Raw genomic sequence first — 15767 nt, 5'->3', positions numbered from 1 at the left:
TTGCTGCCGCTGCCGTGGGCGACCAAAGTCTCCCGCGTGACTACTTCCCTGCCCCCCAAGCCAGCCTGGCGCGGTCCTTAGGTGACATCGACCCCGGGACGTGCGCGCAGGAGCCGGCTTCCCAAGCGTGCCAGGGAGGCAGCGAACCCAGCGGGTTCGAGACTGTGAAGGGAAATGCTCCGATGAACGTTCCCGGCCTGGGCATTCCGCTGGGGGGCTTCGGCGCGGGGTCGTTCATGATCAACCAAGCGGGAACCTTCGGACCGTGGAACTTCGGAGGGCAGTCGGGCACGAGCTGGGAGATGCGCATACTTCCCCAGGCCGCCTTTCACGTCCGCGAGCGCATCGGAACAGGTGCCGCTGCAGTCCGCACGCTCGCGACCGATGGACCAACGAACACGGGATCAAACGGCGTCGTCCGGCAGCGCTCTTGGGGTTCGCCCCTGCCGGCATGGAATCGCCTCCGGGCAGGAGACGGCGACTACGCCGCGCTGTACCCGTTTGGCTTCATGAACTACAGGCCCTTCAAGACCGACGTCTCCATGCGGTTCTACTCGCCCATCGTTGCGAAGGAGGATCGTCGAACCTCGATGCCGCTTGCATATTTCGACGTTCGCATCGCCAACCACACCGCCGATAAGGCGCAGGTCTCGGTGATGTTCACCATGCCCAACGCACCCGCCCACGTGGCCGGGACCAGGGCCGACCTGAGCGCGACAGCGCCCGACTCGGTGCGGACCGGGCTCTCCAGCCAGTTCCGGTCAGCAAACGGGATCCAGGCGGTCACGCTCAGCGCCGACGATCCCTCAAACACTCTAGATTCCGCCAAGTCTGAGTGGACCATCGCCGCCAGTCCCGCGGCCGGGCAGAAGGTCTCATACGTGACTTCGTGGAACGGTGAGGGCGATGGAGCCGACATCTACGACGCCTTTTCAAGCACGGGCTCACTTCCTAACGCGAACTTGGACCGCTCTGCCACCGCGGGAGCGATCAGCGTGTCGGCGTCGCTTGCACCTGGAGAGGTAACCACGGTGCCGTTCGCTTTGGCGTGGGACTTCCCCCAGGTTACGTTCGCCAATGACCAAACCGTGTGGATGAAGCGCTATACAGACTTCTACGGGGCGAAGACGACCGAGAGCAACGACTACGTTGCCGGCAGTTATCCCTTCCATCAGAGCTTCGCTATCGCCCGGGACGCACTTGCCGGACGTCAGGCAGCGCTCGACGCTGTCAACCGATGGTGGCAGCCGATCGCCAGCGACCCCGCGTACCCGCTCGAGCAACGCAGGGCGGCACTGAACGAGTTGTCGATGCTGGCCGTCAACAACTCGTTCTGGGAGGGAGGGCTGGTTCGTAACACCGTCGTTCCAACTGGCTTTGCCCAAGCGGGCCCCGGACAACACCTCGGCGCTGGCAATCCAGACGGGCACCTGTTCGGTGTGCAGGACACCGGCGCAGGCGGTACCTCGGGCATGGGAGGAACGACCGACATACAGGCGTACAACTACCGCGCCTACTACACCCTCTTCCCCAATGTCTTCCGCGACCAGCTGCTGGCCGACATCGAGACCGTCAAACTCCACCCAAGCCACAACGCGCAAGACATCTACGCCAACTCGGCCAGCGGTAGCCCGTTCATCACGTGGGGCAACGGATCGGATGCCACCATCCAAGGAGGCACCGACTCCCGCCCCCCAAATCCTGGCCAGACCGAGTGGGGGGACAGCCCCAGCAAATTCATCCTGCAGTGGTACGCGTTCGCCAAACTGAACAACGACCCGGAGCTGTTGCGAGCTGCATGGCCTGCCATCAAGGACGAGATCGCATACCTGAGGGGCTTGGTTCCTGCTGGCACGCATCTGCCGGTCGACTCAGGCTTGTTCACCAACATCTACAACGTAATCCCCCAGGAGGGGACCGGGCTCTACAACTCGCAGCTCTACCTGCTCAGCCTGACCATCGCCAGCACCACCGGGGAGCAGCTTGGCGTGGACACTGCCTATGTTGACGAAGTGAAGTCGGAGTTGGCCGCCGCCAAGAGTCAGTTTGAACTCACCTTCTGGGACCCGGTAACGCAGCATTACCGGTTCTCCACAGGCAGCACCTACCCCGCTGCGCTCTTCATCGATAGCTTCTTCGCGCAATACGTCGCCGAAGACCTCGGCTTGCCGGACGTGGTCGACCCCCTTCATCGATATGCGCAACTGCGGCTCCATCAGGGCCTTTATCGCCGCTATGACAGCAGCGGCCAGATGATCGGCGCCCCGGCACTCGCTCTGCCCGTGGGGCTTGGTTCTCCAGACGGTCAACTTCCACCCGAAGCCCAATGGGTGTGGCCAGGCACCGACCATCTTGCTGCAGCCGATTTCGTCAAGGCCGGCGGGCGCTTCAGCGACCCACAGTTGAAGGCATTCGGTCTGGAGCTTGGGAGGAGCATCAGTGACCAAATCTGGGCGCGCCCCGATAATGCCTTCGCTTTCAACCCGCCCTGCGGCTGGTCCGATACCAGCACATACGTTTACGACTACCCGGCCTACTCCCAGGCTCTCGCGGTCTGGGGTTTGATGAACGCGATCAAGCCCATCACCGTGTTGACGAGCTGATCGCCGGCGAGCCACGTCGAAACTCGAGTTCCTGGTGGCATGGGCGTGAGAGCGCCAACAACCCACGGCCGCTCGCCCCCAGCAAGTGGGCATTTGTGAAACGATGTGGGGCCCGATACGAGCCGGCGCCCGTCATTGACTCATCGGGTAGGAGATGACCATCGCATCAAAGGAGCCCGCAAGGACCGCCAGCGTCAAGAACGTTGCGGCCTTTCCTTGGCGTCTCCTTGAGCACGGTCTCCAACGTCCTCAACCGACCTAGCCGCGTCAACGAGGACACCGGAGCCAAGGTGGAGCACGCCATAGCGGTCCTGTGCTTCGTCCGAAATGAATCAACACGTCAGTTTAGGGCGGCAAAAGCAGCGTCTTGGCCTACGTGCTGCTCGACCGCCAGCAATCCCTCCTTCATGGACGTCGCCCAAGGCGTTGAAGACGAAGCGTACGAGTCCGACTTCTCACTCTTCATCTGCAGCATCGACGAGGACCCCACCCGCGAACGCACCTACCTCCGACGCCTGGAAGAACGGGGCGTCCAAGGCGTCCTCATCACGCCAGTGGACGTAGATGACGAACTCCTCGACGACCTTCCGAGACGCGCTACACCGGTGGTTGTCCTGGACCGCACGCGCGCGGGCACCGCCTTGGATCACTGCTCGGTCAGCGTGGATGACGTGCTCGGAGGCCGGCTCGCCACGCAACACCTGCTCGAGCTTGGTCACGAGAGAGTCGCATTTGTCGGTGGCCCGAGTCGGCTAGGGCAAGTGGCAGACCGCTGCGATGTCGCCTACTCAACTCTCACGGAGAGTGGCTTGTCCCGCGATCGCCTCGTGGATATAGCCACCTCGGCATTGACGGTTTCCCAAGGCAGGGAGGCTGGCAGCCGCATTCTTGGGCTTCCTCCCGAGCTGCGACCGACCGCTGCGTTTGGCGCTAATGACCTGGTCGCCATGGGTCTCTTGCAGCGCTGCGTGACGTCGGGCCTGCGGGTGCCGCAAGACCTGGCCATCGTCGGTTATGACGACTTTCACTTTGCGGCGGCCGCTTCCGTCCCACTGACGTCGGTGCGTCAAACCGCGTTACGAGCTCGGACGGGCCGCGGCCAAGCTGCTCCTGAGGGAACAAGCCGATGTCGATCATGCGCATGAGCGACTGGTCTTCAAACCAGATCTCGTCGCTCGAGCCTCGACGGTTCGCGGATTGGAAGTTCGGCCGTCTCCCTCTACGCAAGCGAACCGCCTCTCAGGCTGCGACCAGATCGTTCGCGGCGGCGAGGCAACGGAGACGGCTGTTGAGCCGGTCAGCGGTAGTGCGCCCCCGCCCGTGATCGACATAACGGCGCCGAGCTCTAGCCGCCGTGCAGCATCTCCAAGCGCATGCCAACGCCGGTTGGCGGTGCGGGCAGCCGAGGGCGGCCACCCCGCCGTGGTGGGGGCGTGGCGTCTCGCCGCCGCCACGCAAGACCCCGGCATGGCCGCATATCGGCGCGAATGAGCGACGGTCATCCCGCCAAGGCGCAATGGGATGGCGGCGCCTCGACCATGTCGAGAGTCTGGGGAACTGATTGCGGCGCACGGGATATCTGCTGGTCAGCGCACGCTGTGAGCGTCCGCTCTTCAGGCAGAGGCGAACGCGCAGGTCAAGGGTGGCTTCCTGCGTGATCGGCGACATCTTCGTGCAACATCGCGAGCCCCAAGCTCTAGTGCAAGTCGGTGGCGTCGCTGTCGTCGGCGATCTCGGAGAGGGCTTCAGCGATATGTGGGTCTCTGCTTTCAACGGCGTGCATGGACCCGATGGCCTCGTCCCAGTCTGCTCGTTCACGCCGTTTCGCAGCTCGAGCGTTGTGGTCTCAGTTCTGGTCTCATTCGCCGGCGTTCATGGCGGTTCGTCCGTTGTCGTCGCGGCAGCGGCTGAGCACGTTAGGGGTCTGACTGACCCGCCATGAACTGGGCTTCGCAGTTCTCGAAAGCGAGTGAGGCGAGTGAGCATCTGGCTTGTGCCGCGATTGTGCCCAGGCTCCGTCGCGCTGCACTATATGCATCCATGCGGCGCCCCCCGAGCACGTCGTCACTCCGTGCGCTGGCTTCTTGAAGCCTTCGCAATGAGAAGGCCAGGGGTTCGAGTCCCCTCAGCTCCACCGACTGGCACCGTGTCTGACCTGCGGAACCATCGCAGGATGGACAGGGTGTCTTGCTATGTGACCGCTTGGGCTTGTGCCCCATGTGACGCCCGCGCACGCGTGCACTCCATGCAGTGGCTTTGCCCTTCTCACTTGGGCCAACGCTCGCGGTTCTGGGGGTGGGCTCCCACGAGCACTGACTCCAATCAGACCCACCTCCTCAGGCCCGGCTACCCGCGCGCCAAGGCGCGCAACCTGTACCTGCTCCGGATCCTCGACGCCGGTCCCTGCACCGCTCGTGGGCGGTGCAGGGGCGCCCGGGGTATCAGCCGGCGAAGGCCTCCCGGAAGGCGGCCAGTGCCTCGTCGGGGTCGCCGCTCGCCCAGGCCTCGAGCCCTACCACGCCGGTGTATCCGGCTTCCGCGAGGGCGCAAGCGATGGCGGCGTACCGGATCTCGCCGGTGCCCGGCTCGCAGCGGCCGGGCACGTCGGCCACCTGCACCTCGCCGACCCACGGCAATGCCTTGCGGCACAGCTCGATGAGGTTCCCCTCGCCGATCTGCGCGTGGTAGAGGTCGAGATTGAGCCGCAGGTGCGGTGAGTCGACGCGCCTGACCAGGGCGAGGGTGTCGGCCGCCTTCGCGAAGGGCGTGCCGGGGTGGTCGACCGCGGTGTTGAGGTTCTCGAGCACGAAGGTCACGCCCTCGCGCTCGCCCAGCTCGGCGATCCGGGTCAACGTGCGGCGGGCGGTGTCCCACATCCGCGGTGTCACCTCGTCGGCGGGCACCACCGGCAGGCCGCGGTTGTCCAGGCCCGTGCCGTGCAGGTTCAGGCTCGGGGTACCGAGCCGGCGAGACACCACGACCGATTCGGCCGCGGTGCGCAGCAGAGCGTCGGCCCCGGTCTCGTCGGCGAGGGTGCCGGTGGTGTAGCCGGTCATCGAGGTGAAGACGACGCCGGATGCCGCGAGCGCCTCCAGCTCGTGCAGGTCGTGGTTTCGCCAGTCCCAGATCTCGGCGGCGAAGCCTGCGTCGTGGATGGCCCGGATGCGGTCGGCGACCGGGCGGTCGACGTAGAGCATCTCGGCGCTGGCGGCGAGGACGAACGGCGAGCTGTTCATGCCGAGGCCTCCGCTCCGACGCGGACCGTGCCGCCGGTGGTGACCGAGTTGACGCACGCGAGGGCGATGGCCAGGGCGGCCTTGGCGTCCGCACCGGTCACGACCGGAGCCGATCCGTTCGCGACGGCGGCGCAGAACGACGAGAACTCACCGGCGTAGGCGTCGCCGAGCAGCTCGGTGTCACCGCGGGCAGTCAGGCCGTGCACTCCCTGGCCGTCCCAGTGCTCCATCGTCACTTGGCGGGGGCTGCCGATCGTGACCATACCGCCGCTGCCGAACACCTCGGCGCGCACGTCGTAGCCGTAGGTGGCCGAGAAGTTCGCCTCCGCCACGGCGATCGCACCGTTGTCGTAGCGGATCGTGACGACGGCGGTGTCGAGCAGGCCGCCCTCCTTGAAGTCCGGCGCCACGAGCGCGTCGGCCATGGCGGACACCTCGACGGCCTTTGCGCCCGAGTTCATCCAGTTGAGCAGGTCGAAGTCGTGGATCAGGGTCTGGGTGAAGATCGTCCACGGCGGCACTCCGCCGGGGTTGGCCAGGCCCGGGTCACGGGTCACCGAGCGCAGCAGCTGCGGCTGCCCGACACCACCGCCGTCGACGACGGCCTTGGCCGCGATGAAGTCGGCCGCGAACCGGCGGTTGAACCCGACCTGCAGCGGCACGCCGGACGCCTCCGCGGCGGCGATCGCGCGGTCGGCGTCCGCCAGAGTCATCGCCATCGGCTTCTCGCAGAAGATCGCCTTGCCCGCCGCGGCCACCTCGACGACCAGGTCTGCGTGGGCGGTCGAGGTGGCGGCGATGACGATCGCGTCGACGACGGGGGAGGTGATGAGGGCCGAGGGCGTCTCGAACTCGCGCACACCGAGCTCGGCCGCGAGGGCGGTCGCGCCACTTGGGCGGGCGTCGGCGACGCCGGCGAGGTCGGCCTCGGGCACGCGGCGGGCCAGGGTCTGGGCGTGGAACGTGCCGATGCGGCCGGTTCCGATGACTCCGATGCGCACGGGGGTCATGGTGTTCTCCTTCGAGCCTTGAACGATCTGTTGGCCGAGCCCACGGCGGCTTTTGGTGTGGCCCAGACCCAGAACGTGCTCCGCGCGGTTCGCTGCCTTGCCAGTCATGGAACTGCGGTCGTCATGATCACCGAGGATGTGGCGTCCGTCGTGCGAGTGTGTGACCGAGCGGAAGTGCTCCGGCATGGACAGTGCGTCTATGAGGGGCGCACGACCGACTTGACGGAACTCGAGCTTCTTGCAGTTGATGGCTGGCGTCTCGAAAGAAGCACGTGCCACTAGCCCGCCCTAAGCTCCGCCGATTCAGATCCCTGCCGCTGAGACACGGATCGGGCGAAGGCCGCGGGCTCGTGCACTGGCATCACCACTCCAGCGGACGGTCGCTGGTTGGCGCGGCCCGGACGCAGTGCCGCGGGCGAGGCGCTGCAAGCCGAGCACCGGATCGACGCGCTCCAGGGGCTGGTGGCAACGCCGTTGCTGGGGGCGTCCAGCTCGATGGAAGTGCGTGAGCGGTTTGGCCGGATCCCCTCCACTTTGGACCTGAACGATCTTACCGACGGCCTGAGGCGCTCTCCCGGTTCGTTCATGGGGTCGCTCCTTGGGTGGGAACGGCGTCTCGGCTTGCCGCTCTGGGTCTTCCGCTGGTGCATCGCAGGTGCGGCCTACGTTCCGATGGTGGCTGGCGGACGGTCGCCTCGGGGCACGCGGGCGGCGTTGCGGCTGATGATGCGGACGTAGTCCTCCCAGAGCGATGGCAAGAGCTGGTGGCCCATGTCGGCGTAGAGGTGCAGTTCGGCTCCCGGAACCGCCGCGGCAGTGGCGACGCCGCCGGAGAAGTCGATCAGGAGGTCCTCGAGCCCATGGATGACCGCTGTCGGGACCGTCAGCCCCCCGAGGGCATCGGTGCGATCGGCGCTTCGTCGGACGGCGTCCATTTGGCGTTGCCCCCCTTCGGGGTAGTAACAGCGGTCGATGGTCTCTTCGGCGTTGGCGCGGATCCACTCCTCTGAATACTCGGCTAGCCCGCATGCCCGTTCCCGCTCGATGTAGTCGCGGATAGCTTCCTCTCGCTCGCGGGCAGGCTCCCGTTCGCGTGTGTCCCAGACATCGGGGTGGGTTGTGATGAATGCGGGACCCGGAGCCGAGTAGATCGAGCACAGGCTGAGGACCCTGTCCGGGTGCCGGATCGCGAAGTCTTGGGCGATCATCCCGCCCATGGACTGGCCGACGATGTGCGCGGCGTCGATCCGCAAGGTGTCCAGAAGACCAGCGAGGTCGTCGGCCATGTCGGAGAGCCCGTAGGGAGCCTTGCCATCGCACTTGGTGGAGAGCCCGACGTCCCGGTTGTCGAACTGCACAACCCGAAAGCCTTGGTTGACCAGAAGTTCGCGGAGTCCCGCGGGCCAGGAGATCAGCTGTGCTCCTTGGCCAGCTATCAGAACCATCGTGGGTGCGGAAGGGTCCCCATGTCCTTCGTAGTAGAGAGAGATGCCGTTGGCGCTGGCGTGCGGCATGGAGGTCTCGCCTTCTGTGGTGATGGTGAGCGGGGCTGGTGCTAGGCGCCAGCTAGGTCAAGCGGTTAGAGGGCTGGGGCGGCCGCGTCGGAGCTGGCCGCATGCACCGCTGGGGCGGCCTCAACGAGCCCGGCCATCATGTGTACCAACGTCTGGGGGCTCATCTCGGTGGCCTTGGAGTCGGCGACCAGCCTCCCGCGGTTGAGAATCACGTAATGGTCGGCGACCTCGCGGACGATCTCGATGTCGTGACTGATCAGTACGACCGCGGCGCCGGCAGCAGCGAGCTCCTTGACGAGAGCGACCACGTTTCGGGTCTGGTGGACGCCCAGCGCGGCGGTCGGTTCGTCGAGGATGACGATCTTGACGTCCGGCGATACGACACGGCTGATCGCCACGGACTGACGCTGCCCGCCGGAAAGGTCGGCGAGGGGTCGGTACATGTCGCTGAGGTTCACGCCGAGCGATCCCAGGCGCGTCCGGGAAGCCTGTTCTGCGGCGCGCCGGTCGAAGATCCTGACCAGACCGACCTTGAACCGGCAGGGCTCGTTGCCCAGTGTGAGGTTGTATGCCGCGCCGAGGTTCTGACAGATTGCGAGGTCCTGCCAGACCGTTTCGACCCCGGCGTCGCGAGGGTTCTCGGTCTTGGTTGGCGCCACGTCATCGCTGTCATTGATGAGGATTTCGCCGCTGCTGGGCTTGACGGCACCGGCGAGCACCTTGACCAAGGTGCTCTTGCCGGCTCCATTGTCGCCGAGCAGACACGTGATCTCGCCGTACCTGACGTCGAAGCTGATGTCGTGCAGAGCCTGCACCGCGCCGTAGTTCTTGGAGACACCCTGGACTCGTGCAGCGAGCGTGCCCCGACGGGGGGTCTCGAGGTGCATGTCACCGAGGCGCTTTCCCACTTCCGGCGTGTGCGCGGCTCTCCCTCCTTGGTCGGCGGCCGCGGTCGTGGTCCTGACCCTGGCTCGGTAGCGCGTGTACTGGTCGGCTGCGAGTGCGAGGAGGAGGATCGCGCCTTTGGCGATCTGCTGGAAGTAGTCGGCGAAGCCAAGGAAGACCATCGCGGCGTCGATGGTGCCGAGCAGGACGACGCCCATGAAGACGCCGAGGGGCCGCCCTGCCCCACCGTTGAAGGCCACACCGCCGACGATCACCGCGGTCAGCGTCTCCAGCTCGAAGTTCAAGCCGATGTCCGCGGAGCCGCTTTGGATGCGTGCGGTGGCAAGGACAGCTACAACGCCCATCGTGAGGCCCATGAAGATGAAGTCGAGCAGCACTGCCCGAGAGACGTTGATGCCCTCACTTCGGCAGGCGGCCGGGTTTCCGCCGATGGCGAATCGCCGGACCCCCCCGGTCGTCCTGGTCAGGAACAGCGCACAGATTGCGAAGTAGAGCAGCGCGATCCACACCGGCGTCGGGATGGTGGCCATCTTGCTCAGGCCAAGCTCCAGGAACGCGTTCGGGAACCCGAACACCGCCTGCGAGCCGGACAGTGCATAGGCCAGGCCGAAGTACACGAAGGATAGGCCGAGCGTGACGATCAGAGGCGAGATGCTCAGCAGCCGCACCGCGTACCCATTGATCAGGCCAAGCAGTGCACCCACACCAAGACCCACGGCTAGCGCCAAGACGGCGGAGTGGGTGTCGCGGGCGGTGAGCGCCGTGAGAACACTCAGCAGGCTCAGCTGGCCACCGATGGACAGGTCGACGTTGCCCGCCACCACAAGCCGCATCGCTGCGGACGCCGCGATCAGCAAGCTTGAGACGTTGAGGATGATCGTCTGAATGTTGGCCTCGGTCAGGAAGTTGGAGGCCCGGGTCTGGACGAAGAAGCTCACCAGGACGATGAGCACCGCCAGACCCCACCGGCTGGACCCTCCGCCGGGGTGGGCGGTCGCGCGCCGGGTCCGACCACGCCCAGTTGCGCGGGGGCGGAACCCTTCAATCAGACTGGACATGTCACTTGACCTTGCCATCGAAGTAGGTACCGCGGGTGGCGTACGACGTGCTTCCATAAAGGTGGAAGTACTTGTCACCAGCAGTCTTGTACGCCGCCGCCGGATCCGAGACAGAGTTGTTGTACTCGTCGATCGAAGCGGGACTGTCGATCTTGACCGCCGGCACCAGGACGAGTTCGGGGATGTTGAGTCCCTTGAGCCATCGGTCGGACATGTCACTCAGCAAGGAACCGAGGATCGCGAAGTTGAACGCGTAGGTCGCCTTGTAGGGTCCACCCGACTTCACCTCATGAACGGCCTGCGGGTCTCCGTCCACCCCGAAGAGGGCCAGGCTGGGATCAGCGCCGCGGCCGGCTGCACGCAGGGCCGCCAGGGCACCCAACGACAGCGTGTCACTGCCATCCACAACGTTGACCGATGGGTCCTTCTGAAGGATGGACGACATCAACTTGTTCCCCTGCTCCTGCGTCTGCGGGTTGCCAGGGATGTCGGCAACAATCTGCACGCCTGCCGGCCGCGTCTTCATCACCTCACGCCATCCCCTGTCCCGGGGTGCAACCGCCTCGTTGTAGTCGAAGTTGAAGTGGACGATCTTCGCCTTGTTGTCCAGGTGCCGCGCGATGTAGTCCAGCGTGCCGTGTGCCAGCTGCTTGCCGATCTCGTACTGGCTCGCTGTCATCTGCATGCTGGCGGGCATGTTGAACGAGAACGTCCCGATGCCCTTTTTGCTCGCGTTCTTCAGAACGGGCTCCTGCGCAGCCGGGTTGAGATCCTGGGCGAACATGGTGCCAACCTGGCGCTGCACAAATGCATTCATCTGCTCCACAGCCTTGGAGCTGTTCGAGCCGTTGACGGCTTGGAACGTTTGCAGGTCTGCTGCCTTGGCCCCAGTCTCACTGGCGTCCGCGAACTGCTTGATCGGGCCCTCCACCTGCACCAGGCTCAAACCCAGCTGATGAGCAAGTGGCGACTTCGTGCCCACCTTGGAGGACGGAACGAACTTGTCTGTCGGTTGCGTCGTCACGGGGGCACCTATCGACCCTGTCCCGCTGGACGTGGCCGCGTCGCTCAGGCCGGACGAGCAGGCCGCCGTCAGACAGGCGACAGCCAGGCCGCCGGCAAGCCATCCGCCGGACCGCGCCGCGCCGTTGCGACCTCCACGCCAACTGTTTCCATCCATCTGATGCCTCCTCGTTGTGGCTGCCCCGCCACTGCGACGGTGCTTCGTTAGCGCGCGCTAACGCGGGTTCCATTAGAGCGCGCTAACACGACCACGTCAAGACCCTGGCTTGAGAAGAGTCGCCGGGGCAGGGTCGCCGTGGCGTGAGGAGGTAGCGCGCGCTAAAGTGCCCACAGGAAAGCGGCACGGGCGGAGAGGTATCGATGAGCGTGACCCAAGAGGACGTCGCCGCACGCGCCGGAGTGTCGCGTGCGCTGGTGAGCCTCGTCATGCGCGAGTCCCCCAGGGTCTCGGCATCCAAGCGTGAGGCGGTGCTCCGAGCGGCTGGCGAGCTGGGCTACACGCCGAACGCCCACGCTGCCCAGCTGGCCAGCCGGCGCACCATGACCCTCGGGCTGGTCGTGATGGAAATGCAGAACCCGCTCATGTCTCGGGTCATTCAGGCTGCCGAGGACCGGGCAGAGGAGGCAGGTTACGGCGTATCCCTCGCCGTAGGCGACATGGACCCAGCGGTCGAGCGCCGGGCCGTCAACCGGCTTCTTGGGCGCCGCGTAGATGGCCTGATCCTCGCCGCCTCCCGGCTTCCATCGGACGAGATCCGCGACCTTGCGGCACAGGTGCCGGTCCTTGTTGCCGGTCGTCGGGTCAACGGTGTGGACACCGTTGCCGTGGATGACCGAAGCGGGGCCCGTCTGGCCGTTGAGCATCTCATCAATCTCGGGCACAAGAGAATCGCCCACATTGACGGCGGTGATGGGCCGGGAGCCCAAATCCGCCAGCGTGCCTACCGCCAGACGCTGGAAGCGCATGGCCTTCCTGCGCAGGTCCCGTCAACCACCGGTGGATACACCGAACGCGGCGGAATCGCCGCTGCTCAGGAGCTGTTGGAGGGCGCAGATTCCCCCACGGCCATTTTCGCTGCCAACGATCTGAGCGCCCTCGGCGCGCTTGCCGTGGCCAAGGACATGGGACTACGTGTCCCAGCTGACCTGTCAGTGGTCGGATTCGACAATACGCCCCTGAGTCAGCTGCAATACGTCAACCTAACTAGCGTCAATCAGCCAGGTCCGGACATCGGAATATTGGCGGTTGCCACCCTGGTGGGGCGCATCGATGACCCGGAGCAGGCGCCCCGAACGAGGCTACTTACCCCCGAGCTGCGTGTGCGACGGACCACGGCTGCCCCCTCCGGGCGCTGAAGACAGGCGCGGGACACGGCAGACTGGGACAAGGCCATCGGTGAGCTCCTTCCGGTGAGTACTTGGCGGTACACACCGAAGATCCCGCCGATGGCTCTACCTCTTCGAAGCCGCGCCGGTCACCCCCAAACCCCACCACTCGGCGGGACCCTCACCACCGTTGAATCGAGATTCTTCCGGACGGATTCATGACAGCCATGAGCCGTTGGCGGGTGGTGCGTCAAAGTGGGCTACTAGAGGATTCCCTCAGGGCCGGTGTCTGGCCAGACTCGGTCCAGGTGCCCGGCGGGACGCTCTCTAGTGGGCTGCCCACCCTTCGCGGGTGTGGCTCTCTTCCGGCTTGCTGCCCACCGGGTGCCGCTGACGAGGCGTGGCTCAAGAGACATCGCATGTTCCTATCGCGTCAAGGCAGGGCTGTCTTCTGTGCTGGCGTCGTCGGCGCCTCGGCCTCTTGATAGGCGTGGTGGGCCATGGGACTGCGAGAGGTCGCCGACGGGTAGGTGCGGGACGGGAAGGCGTGGCTTTCGTTGTAGGTCGAGCCGGTGGTCAGACAGTGGTGCAGCATGCCGAGGCCGCGGTTGGCCAGGTGGCGGGAGGCGGCGGAGTGGCTGTCACCGGCGGCTCGCCTGCGGTCGTAGTGGGCTCGCGCCCCGTGTGAGTGGGCCAGCAGGGGTAATGACCACAGGTAGGCGGCCTGACCGAGGCGCTTGTTGCGCACGACTCGCATGGTGACCAGCTTCTTGGTGCCGCTGGCTCTGGTGATGGGGGCGGTGCCGGCGAACGCTTTGAGTCCGCGGGCGGTAGCGAACCGGGTGTGGTCGTCGCCGATCTCGCTGAGGATCCGCGCGCCGAGGACTGTGCCGAGACCGGGGAAGCTGCTGATGATCCGGGAGTCGGGGTGAGCGTGGTAGGCGATCTCGAGCTGCTCCTGCAGGGCTTGGATGTTCTCCACGAGGGTGGTGAGCGCTCGGACATAGGCGCTGGCCTGGGCTGCCATCGCCTTCTCGACGAGGGCTGGTTGACGCAGCTGTGCTGCTCGCAGCCCGGTCAGGATTTTCTCCACATCTCGATCCACGTACCGGCTCCGGCCGGCTCGCCGCAGCGCGGCGGCAAGCGATGAGGGGCGCAACTTCGACACGGTCGCAGGGCTGGGGGCCAGCATGAGCGTGGCGCGGGCCTCACGGCTGGACAGGTCCTCGAAGGTGGCCAGGACCCCGGGATAGTACTCCCGAAGGACCGATCGAAGCTTGCCGACGGTCTGCTGGCGGTCCCAGATGGCGTCCTGATGAGCACGGGCCAGCACTCTGATGCTGGCCGCCAGCTCGGAGTCCTGTGGAATGAGCCGGTGCACCGTCGGGTCGGTGCGCACGATGTTGGCGAGCACCAGCGCGTCGGCGGCGTCACTCTTGGACCTGCTCGGGGCGTGCCGGTCGCGGTACCGGGCCACCGAGAGCGGGTTGATCGCGTACACGCTGACGCCGGCGGCGCGCAGGTTGGCCACCAGCAGCCCCTTGGCGGTTTCTATCGCCACTGGGATGGGTGTCTCGCAGCCGTCGTTGTGCACGGCCAGCAGGTCCATCAGCTGACTGAAGCCGGCGGCGGTGTCCTCGATCCGGACCTTGGTGACCAGGGCGCCTGCCTCATCGACAATCGCAATATCGTGATGATGTTCGGCCCAGTCAATCCCACACCAACGTTGCATCCGGTCCTCCTGTTTCGAGTTCGTCCTGTCGGTTGAGCCGTGGAGGAAGCGCAGCGCCCTAATGATCAGGCCTCTGGGGGCCACCATCGCATCAGCCGTACACGACCTCGTCCCTGACGACCGCCGGGCCCGATCTTCGACAGAGCTCGCGGCTCAGGGAACGCAAGAGCTGACCAGCGGCGCCGCTCAACAACGACACTCCCACCGAGGAAGGCCACGCGCGGGAGACGCTTCTTATCCGTTCATTAAGGGACTGCCCTGCTCGTAGTAGACGTGCCCACCTCGCCGTTCACACCGGTTCGAGATCAGGCGGGAGCAAGAGCATGGGACGCATCATCATGGGGTCGATCCCCACAAGCTGTCGGCGACGATCGAGGTCGTCGACCATCAGGAACGCAAGCTCGGACACGGCCGGTTCACCACCGACAAGGCCGGGTTCGCCGCGATGCGCAAGTACGCCAAGACGTGGCCGAGGCGCGTGTGGGCGGTCGAGGGCGCGAACGGCGTCGGTCGGCCGTTGGCACAACGACTGCTCGAGGCTGTCGAGGACGTCGTCGACGTCCCGGCCAAGCTCGCCGCCCGAGCGCGGCTGCTGGACACCGGGCACGGCCGCAAGACCGACGCCCACGACGCGCACTCCGTGGCGGTCGCCGCGGTCCGCGCCAAGGACCTGCGGGTCCTGGCGGTCGACCCCCAGCTCGAGGTGCTGCGGATGCTCATCGAACGACGTGAGGCACTGACCCGCCGCCGGGTACAAACTGTCGCCCAGCTTCAGGCCCTATTGGCGGAACTGCTTCCGGGACAGGCGAAGAAGGACATCACCACCGGCCAGGCCAAGCGGATGCTGGTCTCGGTCCGACCGCGCGACATGGCGGGGAAGACCCGCCGCCGGATCGCCGCCGATGAGCTCGCCGAGCTCATCGCCGTCGAGGCCAAGACGAAGAAGGCCACCGCCGAGCTCAGGACGATCGTCGCCTCCCGGGGCCCGCACCTGACCGACATCCACGGTGTCGGCCCGGTCGTCGCCGCCCGGGTCCTGGCCGATGTCGGCGACGTCGCCCGGTTCGCCGACCGCAACCGGTTCGCGTCCTGGACCGGGATCGCACCCCTGGACGCCTCCTCCGGAGAACAGAACCGCCACCGCCTCTCCCGCGCGGGCAACCGCCGCGTCAACCACATGATCCACATCGCCGCAGTCAGCCAGCTCCGGACCGCCACCGACGGGCAGGCCTACTACCGTCGCAAGCGCTCCGAAGGAAAGAAGCCCCTCGAAGCCCTGCGCTGCCTCATTGGAGGAGTATCGGGGGCGCGGCCGGGCCGGATGTCTGGTCGTGGCTGTCGGTCGTGTCGGGGGATGGC

Annotated in this window: 10 protein-coding genes; 4 read left to right on the top strand and 6 right to left on the bottom strand. The window is 66.0% G+C overall.

Annotated features, from left to right (window positions below; all coding sequences use genetic code 11):
- The first annotated feature begins 182 nt into the window (after nt 1–182).
- The gene (locus PHA84_RS18960) at nt 183–2603 is read left to right on the top strand and encodes a GH116 family glycosyl-hydrolase (RefSeq protein WP_270889710.1); all 2421 of its coding nucleotides are present in this window, start codon (nt 183–185) and stop codon (nt 2601–2603) included.
- Nucleotides 2604–2806: 203 nt separating this feature from the next.
- On the top strand, nt 2807–3748 hold the full coding sequence (locus PHA84_RS20880; RefSeq protein WP_442952938.1) for a LacI family DNA-binding transcriptional regulator: 942 nt from the start codon (nt 2807–2809) through the stop codon (nt 3746–3748).
- A gap of 1296 nt (nt 3749–5044) precedes the next feature.
- Here PHA84_RS20880 and PHA84_RS18950 read toward each other — a convergent pair.
- The 5 genes from PHA84_RS18950 to PHA84_RS18930 form a co-directional block, all read right to left on the bottom strand.
- Nucleotides 5045–5839: a TIM barrel protein gene (locus tag PHA84_RS18950; protein WP_270889708.1), complete on the bottom strand. Its 795-nt coding sequence runs from the start codon at nt 5837–5839 to the stop codon at nt 5045–5047.
- On the bottom strand, nt 5836–6849 hold the full coding sequence (locus PHA84_RS18945) for a Gfo/Idh/MocA family oxidoreductase (RefSeq protein WP_270889707.1): 1014 nt from the start codon (nt 6847–6849) through the stop codon (nt 5836–5838). Before PHA84_RS18945 ends, PHA84_RS18950 begins: the two co-directional genes overlap by 4 nt.
- A 662-nt stretch (nt 6850–7511) precedes the next feature.
- A complete protein-coding gene (locus PHA84_RS18940) occupies nt 7512–8363 on the bottom strand; it encodes an alpha/beta fold hydrolase (protein WP_270889706.1) in 852 nt (283 codons plus the stop codon).
- Between the two features lie 65 nt (nt 8364–8428).
- The gene (locus PHA84_RS18935; protein WP_270889705.1) at nt 8429–10327 is read right to left on the bottom strand and encodes an ATP-binding cassette domain-containing protein; all 1899 of its coding nucleotides are present in this window, start codon (nt 10325–10327) and stop codon (nt 8429–8431) included.
- Nucleotide 10328: 1 nt separating this feature from the next.
- Nucleotides 10329–11351, bottom strand: a complete 1023-nt coding sequence (locus tag PHA84_RS18930) for a sugar ABC transporter substrate-binding protein (RefSeq protein ID WP_270889704.1) — start codon at nt 11349–11351, stop codon at nt 10329–10331.
- A 359-nt stretch (nt 11352–11710) separates the two neighbouring features.
- Here PHA84_RS18930 and PHA84_RS18925 point away from each other — a divergent pair, with 359 nt between their 5' ends.
- Nucleotides 11711–12706 carry a LacI family DNA-binding transcriptional regulator gene (locus PHA84_RS18925; RefSeq protein WP_270889703.1) on the top strand — a complete coding sequence of 332 codons (996 nt, stop codon included), beginning with the start codon at nt 11711–11713 and terminating at the stop codon, nt 12704–12706.
- 403 nt (nt 12707–13109) lie between these two features.
- Here the strand turns inward: PHA84_RS18925 and PHA84_RS18920 are convergent, their stop codons facing one another.
- The gene (locus tag PHA84_RS18920; RefSeq protein WP_270889702.1) at nt 13110–14408 is read right to left on the bottom strand and encodes an IS110 family transposase; all 1299 of its coding nucleotides are present in this window, start codon (nt 14406–14408) and stop codon (nt 13110–13112) included.
- A 304-nt stretch (nt 14409–14712) separates the two neighbouring features.
- On the opposite strand from PHA84_RS18920, the gene PHA84_RS18915 reads away from it, so the two are divergent.
- Nucleotides 14713–15767: IS110 family transposase (locus tag PHA84_RS18915; protein WP_270889750.1), on the top strand; the 1055-nt coding region annotated here is incomplete at its 3' end.

Source organism: Pedococcus sp. 5OH_020 (assembly GCF_027812955.1).
Classification (GTDB): domain Bacteria; phylum Actinomycetota; class Actinomycetes; order Actinomycetales; family Dermatophilaceae; genus Pedococcus.
This window is presented reverse-complemented; position numbering and strand designations above follow the sequence as displayed.

Excerpts from the sequence above, each read along its gene's own strand:
- PHA84_RS18960 (WP_270889710.1), top strand. The coding sequence starts at position 183 with ATGAACGTTCCCGGCCTGGGCATTCCGCTGGGGGGCTTCGGCGCGGGG.
- PHA84_RS18950 (WP_270889708.1), bottom strand. The coding sequence starts at position 5,839 with ATGAACAGCTCGCCGTTCGTCCTCGCCGCCAGCGCCGAGATGCTCTAC.
- PHA84_RS18945 (WP_270889707.1), bottom strand. The coding sequence starts at position 6,849 with ATGACCCCCGTGCGCATCGGAGTCATCGGAACCGGCCGCATCGGCACG.
- PHA84_RS18940 (WP_270889706.1), bottom strand. The coding sequence starts at position 8,363 with ATGCCGCACGCCAGCGCCAACGGCATCTCTCTCTACTACGAAGGACAT.
- PHA84_RS18935 (WP_270889705.1), bottom strand. The coding sequence starts at position 10,327 with ATGTCCAGTCTGATTGAAGGGTTCCGCCCCCGCGCAACTGGGCGTGGT.
- PHA84_RS18925 (WP_270889703.1), top strand. The coding sequence starts at position 11,711 with ATGAGCGTGACCCAAGAGGACGTCGCCGCACGCGCCGGAGTGTCGCGT.
- PHA84_RS18920 (WP_270889702.1), bottom strand. The coding sequence starts at position 14,408 with ATGCAACGTTGGTGTGGGATTGACTGGGCCGAACATCATCACGATATT.